The sequence below is a fragment of the Candidatus Nanopelagicales bacterium genome (assembly GCA_018003655.1).
Classification (GTDB): Bacteria; Actinomycetota; Actinomycetes; order S36-B12; family UBA10799; genus JAGNDY01.
The window spans coordinates 2,230-8,836 of record JAGNDY010000073.1 but is presented as its reverse complement, the minus strand read 5'-3'; the positions used below and the strand labels follow the sequence as shown (position 1 = coordinate 8,836).

3 protein-coding genes and 1 pseudogene (1 of these 4 cut by a window edge) are annotated in these 6,607 nt (G+C 61.2%); 2 read left to right on the top strand and 2 right to left on the bottom strand.

The features are described from left to right. On the bottom strand, positions 1 to 2,039 hold a 2,039-nt coding region (locus KAZ48_09255; GenBank protein MBP7972976.1), incomplete at its 3' end, for a phosphoketolase family protein. Positions 2,040 to 2,205: 166 nt separating this feature from the next. On the opposite strand from KAZ48_09255, the gene KAZ48_09250 reads away from it, so the two are divergent. Continuing rightward, the gene (locus KAZ48_09250; protein ID MBP7972975.1) at positions 2,206 to 4,740 is read left to right on the top strand and encodes a PAS domain S-box protein; all 2,535 of its coding nucleotides are present in this window, start codon (positions 2,206 to 2,208) and stop codon (positions 4,738 to 4,740) included. A 9-nt stretch (positions 4,741 to 4,749) separates the two neighbouring features. Here KAZ48_09250 and KAZ48_09245 read toward each other — a convergent pair whose 3' ends face one another. Further along, on the bottom strand, positions 4,750 to 5,424 hold the full coding sequence (locus KAZ48_09245) for an MBL fold metallo-hydrolase (protein ID MBP7972974.1): 675 nt from the start codon (positions 5,422 to 5,424) through the stop codon (positions 4,750 to 4,752). Between the two features lie 89 nt (positions 5,425 to 5,513). On the opposite strand from KAZ48_09245, the pseudogene KAZ48_09240 reads away from it, so the two are divergent. Continuing rightward, positions 5,514 to 6,607, top strand: a pseudogene (locus KAZ48_09240) (excinuclease ABC subunit UvrA); it runs 1,558 nt beyond the window's last position.

Below are 6,607 nucleotides of genomic sequence, written 5' to 3'. Positions count from 1 at the left end.
TGCAGCGCCATGATGTCCACGACGTTGACCACCCGGACCTGCATGGCGGGCAGTCGTTGTTTGAGGATCTGCGCGGCGGCGATCGTCTCCTGGGTCACTACGTCACCCGCACATGCCAACACGATGTCCGGGTCACCGGTACCGTCCTCATTGCCCGCCCAATCCCAGATGCTGGCACCGAGTCGACAGTGTTCGTTGGCCTGCTCAAGAGTGAGCCACTGAAGCTGTGGCTGCTTGTCGATGACAATGAGGTTGACGTAGGAGCGGGACTTGAAGCAGTGCTCGGCTACCGAGAGCAAGCAGTTGGCATCTGGCGGTAGATAGATCCGCGCTACATCGCTGCGCATGGTAAGAATCGTCTGCAACAAACCAGGCGCCTGGTGAGAGAAGCCGTTGTGATCGTTACGCCAGGCGGTCGACGTCAGCAGAATGTTCAGGCTGGGCACCTCGGCCCGCCAGCCAAGGTGATTGGACTCTTCCAACCACTTGCTGTGTTGGATCGTCTGGGACGCGCTAACCATGGCGAAGGCCTCGTAGGTCGCGAACAATCCGTGTCGACCTGTGAGCGTGTAGCCCTCCAGCCAACCATGGCAATTGTGTTCGGAGAGCACCTCCATCACGCGCCCGTCGTGGGAGAGCTTTACGTCCTCTGGGGTGACCTTCTCCATCCAGGCTCGGTCGCTCACTTCAAAGACGGCGCCGAGGCGATTGCTATTGGTCTCGTCTGGACAGAAGAGCCGGAAGTTGTGGGGGTTAGCCGAGTAGATGTCGCGCATCATCTCGCCCAGCACGCGAGTCGACTCGTGGCGCACCGTGGCTGGGGCTGGCACGTCAATCTCATAGTTGCTGGTGGGGGGGATCTCCAACACCTCAGTCAGTCGCCCACCGTTTGCCGCCGGAGCCGCACTCATTCGCAAGTCGCCGTGCGGGTTGGCGTCGGTGACCATTCCCGTTGGGACACCGTCAGCATCGAATAGCTCGTCGGGCCGGTAGGACTGCAGCCACTCGCGCAGGATCTCCAGGTGCTCCGGGTTCTCCTTCACGCCCGAGAGCGGAACCTGGTGTGCCCGCCACGTGCCCTCGATCTGAATACCGTCAACGACTTTCGGCCCAGTCCAACCCTTGGGCGAGCGTAGGATGATCATTGGCCACAGCGGCTCATCACCGTCCCAGTCGTCGTTGCGGGCTGCTGCTTGGATCTGTTTGATCCGGGCCCAGGCGTCGGCGAGCACCTCCGCGAAGCGCTCGTGCATGCCGGGCAAGTCGTCGCCGGTGACCTCGAATACCTCGTACCCGTATCCGCGGAAGAGGTCGCGCAGCAGCGCGGGATCCTTGCGGGCGAGGACGGTCGGTCCAGCGATCTTGGCGCCGTTCAGATGCAGAATGGGCAAGACTGCCCCATCCCGCTTGGGGTTGATGAATGAGACACCCTTCCAGGAGCCCTCCAGTGGGCCAGTCTCTGCCTCCCCGTCGCCGACCACCGCCAGAGCAATCAAATCGGGGTTGTCCATGACGGCGCCGAACGCGTGAACCAACACGTAGCCGAGTTCGCCGCCTTCGTGGATCGAGCCAGGCGTGGTTACTGACGCGTGGCTCGGGATTCCGCCAGGGGAGGAGAATTGCCGGAACAACTGCAGCATCCCGTCACGGTCGCGCGTGATGTCTGGGAAGCACTCCGTATAGGAACCCTCCAGCCAACTGGCGGCGACGAGTGCCGGACCGCCGTGGCCGGGGCCGGCGAGATAGATCATTTGCTGCCCGGTCTGGCGGATCAGTCGCGAGGCGTGCGCGTAGATAAAGGACAGACCGGGACTCGTACCCCAGTGGCCAAGGAGTCGGGGTTTGATGTCCTCGGGGGTCAGCGGAACGCGCATCAGCGGATCGGCCTTGAGGTAGATCTGGCCGATCGTCAAGTAGTTGGCCGCCCGCCACCAGGCATCCACGACCTGCACATCGGTGGTGGTTGGACTCGCGAGGTCGTCACGATGGGTGGCGATCTGGTCGGCAGTCATGGAGCTTGCGCGCGCTGTGTCAGTCATGGCTTCCCCAGTTCGGTGGCTCGGTCACTGCCACCTTTGCGCGCATGCCTGCTTCACGCAATAGCTCTCGCGCAAATGGAAGAATCCAGGAACTGCGTGAGGCCGGGTTGGGAAGTCGCCTCGATCTGCCAGGACACGGCCCGAATCCGCTGGGATCATTTCGCTCATGGTGGTTAGTCCAGGTGCGTCGGCCGACGCTGCCGAACCTGCCCGGCCCAGTGCTGACGATGTGCTGCGCGCCACTACCGAGGAGGCTACCGAGGGTTTCATGATTGTTGGTGTCGACGGCATCATTCGGTCGGCCAATCGAGCGATGAGTCGAATGACCGGCTACTCCCACCAAGAACTCGTCGGCAGCTCTGCATGGATGCTCAATGCGCCAGGCGACGAGGCGGTTTCCGAACGTGCGTTTGACGCCTTGACTCGCGACGGAACCACCGAATGGCGCCGCCGCCGCGAGTATCGCCGTAAGGACGGGTCAAGCTTCTGGGCGGAGGTGCTCGCATATCCCGTCAAGGGAAGTGACGGGACGGTCCTTGCCCTGGCCGGTCACATCGTTCCGGCCATCAGCGACCAGACATGGCACGAGATAGCTGACTCGGCCGAGGCCGAGGAGTTGCGGCCACGAGTCTTTCCGAGAGTCGGCCACCTCAGAGTGAGTCGCGCTGGGACCATTGAGGAGGTCAACACTGACCTGTGCGAGTTGCTCGGTTGGCAAGCCACGAACCTCTTGGGGATGCCAAGCTCAGACTTCCGTCATCCCGATGATGTGGGTCTGGTGGAGGCTGCGCTGGCAGGGCTGGTTGCCGGTGCCGACGGTGCTCAGTGGACCGCCCGCTATCGCAAAGGGGACGAGTCGTACCTGTGGGGAGATGTCCGCGCCACCGCGGTGCGTGGCGACGATGGCGGGCTAGTAGGCGCGCACGCATCTATGATGGATGCTTCCGAGAGCGTGCAGCGGCAGCATGATCGAGCGCTTGCCGACGGGCTCCTGATCGAAGCGACTGAGCGGGCGCCCATCGGGCAGGCTTTGATGACGTTGGACGGGTACTTCGCTCAAGTGAATGCGTCGTTCTGCGCGATCACTGGGTACGAACGGTCTGAACTGACCAAGCTCACCTACCAATCCATTACCCATCCGGCCGACCTAGAGACCGATGTGGAGCAAGCGGCTGCGGTCGTCAATGGGTCAATACCCTCTTATGAGATGGATAAGCGCTACTTCCGTCGCGACGGATCGATCGTCTGGGTTCGGCTGTATGTCAGCGCGATTCGCGACGATCAAGGCGAGCCGTTGGCGTTTGTCTCCCAGGTCATCGACATTTCGCGACAGAAGACGGCTGAGATCGCCACCACCGCGGCCTATGCCGATCTCAGCTACAGGTCCGTCCACGACGCGCTCACGGGGTTGCCAAATCGCGAGGCCATCCACGAGAGCCTCTCCGCTGCCATTGCGGGTCAACCGTCGGACGGCCGAGTGGCTGTGATGTTCATTGACGTCGATCGATTCAAATCGGTTAATGACGGCATTTCCCACATTTCAGGAGACCGCGTGCTGGTTGGGATCGCCCAACGACTGAGCGAATGCCTAGAAACTTGTGACATGGTTGGTCGCTTTGGTGGTGACGAGTTTGTGGTCGTCGCCAACCGAACTGCTTCGGACCGAAGCGTCGTTGAGTCAGCCGAAAGCATCAGGTCGATCATTTCTGGATCCGACATCTCGCTTGACTCAGACCGCGGCATTCACGTGACCGTGAGCATTGGCATCAGCGTCGGGCGGGCCGAGTCGACACCGGAGGAGATGCTCAGCGAGGCGGACACCGCGATGTACCAGGCAAAGAGTCGAGGCAGAGACTGTTGCGTAGTCGCTGACGATCACATGCGCAATGAGGTGCAGAGCAGAATGGAGCTTGCGGGTTCGATCCGGAACGGGATTGCTCACCGCGAATTCGTGCCGTGGTTCCAGCCCATCGTGGAATTCTCAAGCGAGCGGATCGTCGGGTTTGAATCACTTGCCCGCTGGGTCTGCGACGGTCGAACGATCACGGCTGCGGACTTCATCGAGGTTGCCGAGGAGGCTGGGTCGATCAAGGCCCTGGGGAGCCAAATCTTTGCTCGCACTGTCGAGCTCATGGGTACGCTCGGAGCCGGGTACCTGATGACTGTCAATGCATCACCGACCGAGATCGCCGACCCAGCCTTCAGTCCCATGGTCAGTCAATTATTGCGAGATCATTGTGTGGACCCGACGCAGTTGGCAATCGAAATCACCGAACACGCTTTGATGAACCTCGGTGTTGAGGCGCACCGTGGCTTGCTCACCCTCAGTGATTCGGGGGTTGGGCTGCTGGTTGACGATTTTGGAACGGGCTACTCATCGATCTCGACACTGCTGAAGTACCCGGTGACTGGCATCAAGCTTGACCTCTCGTTCACTTCCCGAATTGGGCAGAATCCGAAAGGTCAAGCAGCAAAAATCGCTGGCGGACTCGCCGATTTGGCTGATCGACTCAACCTGACCCGCATCGCCGAGGGAATTGAAAGTGAGCAACAAGCGCGAGCTCTGCAGGAGTTGGGTTGGACGTGGGGACAGGGCTGGCTGTTCGGCCGAGCCGCGCCAGCATCCCATTCGATACCACGCCCGAGAGCGGAGTCACCAACGCTCGATCCACCCGTCGACGTCGGTGGACTCGCAGATTGAACTGACCGGTCACCAGTGTCGATTTGCCCAGACCTGTAACGACGGCCGTTCGGCTCCTATGGTCGTATCCCACCCGTGGCCGGGGTACACCACCGTCCTATCTGGGAGCTTCGCGAACAGCTTGCTCGCGACGTCGTTGAGCAGGGTGGAGTAGGCGGCGGGATCATCGCAGGTGTTTCCGATCCCACCGGGGAACAAGGCGTCGCCCGTGAAGGTATGGGTCGACCCGTCCGGATCTCGATAGATGGCTGCTAACGAAGTGGAGATGTGTTCGGACCCGAGTCGTTTGTGGCCGACGAGTTCAACGAGTTCAATGTTTGCCTGACCTAGCTGCAGGACCGATCCGTCGGACAAGAGATGGTCCGTGCGCACTGGGATGAGCGTTGCCTCCGGTTCACTGGCGTAGGTCTCGGCACCGGTTTGCTCGACGACGTCCTGCAACGCCTGGAAGTGGTCGGGATGGCAGTGCGTGGTCAGGACTGCGTCCAACTGCCCATCGCACATGTCCAGGATCCGGCCAGACTCAGCTGCGGCATCGATAAGCAGGGTCTGACCGGTGGCTTTGTCTCGTAGGAGGTAGCAGTTGTTGTCCAAGAAGCCGACTGCGAGTTTGCGAATCTCCAGTTGTGCGCTGTCTTGGACTTGCCATGGCCCACCGACCTCGACCTTGCCGTCATAGTTCACGCCCTTGACGTTACCGACGCCCGGTGTTGTCGCGGGCGCGGGCGTTACCGACGACCGGTCCTGTCGGGGCCGCGGGTTAGCCTTCACGGGTGGATCGGCTCATCGTTCGTGGCGCGCGCGAACACAACCTGCGCGACGTGTCCCTTGATCTGCCCAGAGATGCGCTGATTGTGTTTACCGGCTTGTCCGGCTCAGGCAAATCCAGTTTGGCGTTTGACACGATCTTCGCCGAGGGCCAGCGACGCTACGTGGAGAGTCTGTCTGCGTATGCGCGGCAGTTCCTCGGGCAGATGGACAAGCCGGATGTGGACTTCATCGAGGGCTTGTCACCAGCGGTCGCGATTGACCAGAAGTCGACATCGAAGAACCCGAGATCGACGGTCGGAACTATCACGGAGGTCTATGACTACCTCCGACTGCTCTACGCACGAATCGGCAAGCCGCATTGCCCGGTGTGTGGCAAGCCCATCGCGCGGCAGACCCCCCAGCAGATAGTCGACCAAGTACTAGAACTCCCGGCTGGACAGCGGTTCCAGATCCTTGCTCCGCTGATCCGTTCTCGCAAAGGCGAGTACGTGGACCTTTTTCGGTCGCTGCAGACGCAGGGGTTCTCGCGTGCGCGGATCGATGGTGTGGTTCACAGCCTGGCCGAGCCGCCCACGCTCAAAAAACAGGAGAAACACACGATTGAGGTGGTCGTTGACCGACTCGCGGTCAAACCCGACGCCAAGCGTCGACTGACGGACTCAATCGAGACAGCTCTGCGACTAACCAATGGCATGGTGACGCTGGACTTCGTCGACTTGGCTGAAGACGACCCGGATCGTGAGCGCACCTTCAGCGAGCACCTGGCCTGCTTGGAAGACGGGCTGTCCTTCGAGGAACTTGAGCCTCGGTCCTTCTCCTTCAACTCACCGTTCGGCGCGTGCCCGCAGTGCTCGGGTCTTGGCACTCGCATGGAGGTGGACCCCGAGCTGGTCATTCCGGATCCCAGCAAATCCCTCTCGGACGGCGCGATCCAACCGTGGTCCCACGCATCCATGGCGGGGTATTACCTGCGGCTTCTGACTGCACTTGCCGACGACTTGGACTTTGACATCAACACTCCGTGGGAGGAGTTGCCGACCAACGTTCAGAAGACGGTGCTGGCGGGGCAAGGCAATTCGGTCACGGTCAAGTACCG

What these genes read in the sequence shown, in the direction of transcription:
- KAZ48_09250 (MBP7972975.1), top strand. Translation starts at nt 2,206, where the DNA reads ATGGTGGTTAGTCCAGGTGCGTCGGCCGACGCTGCCGAACCTGCCCGG.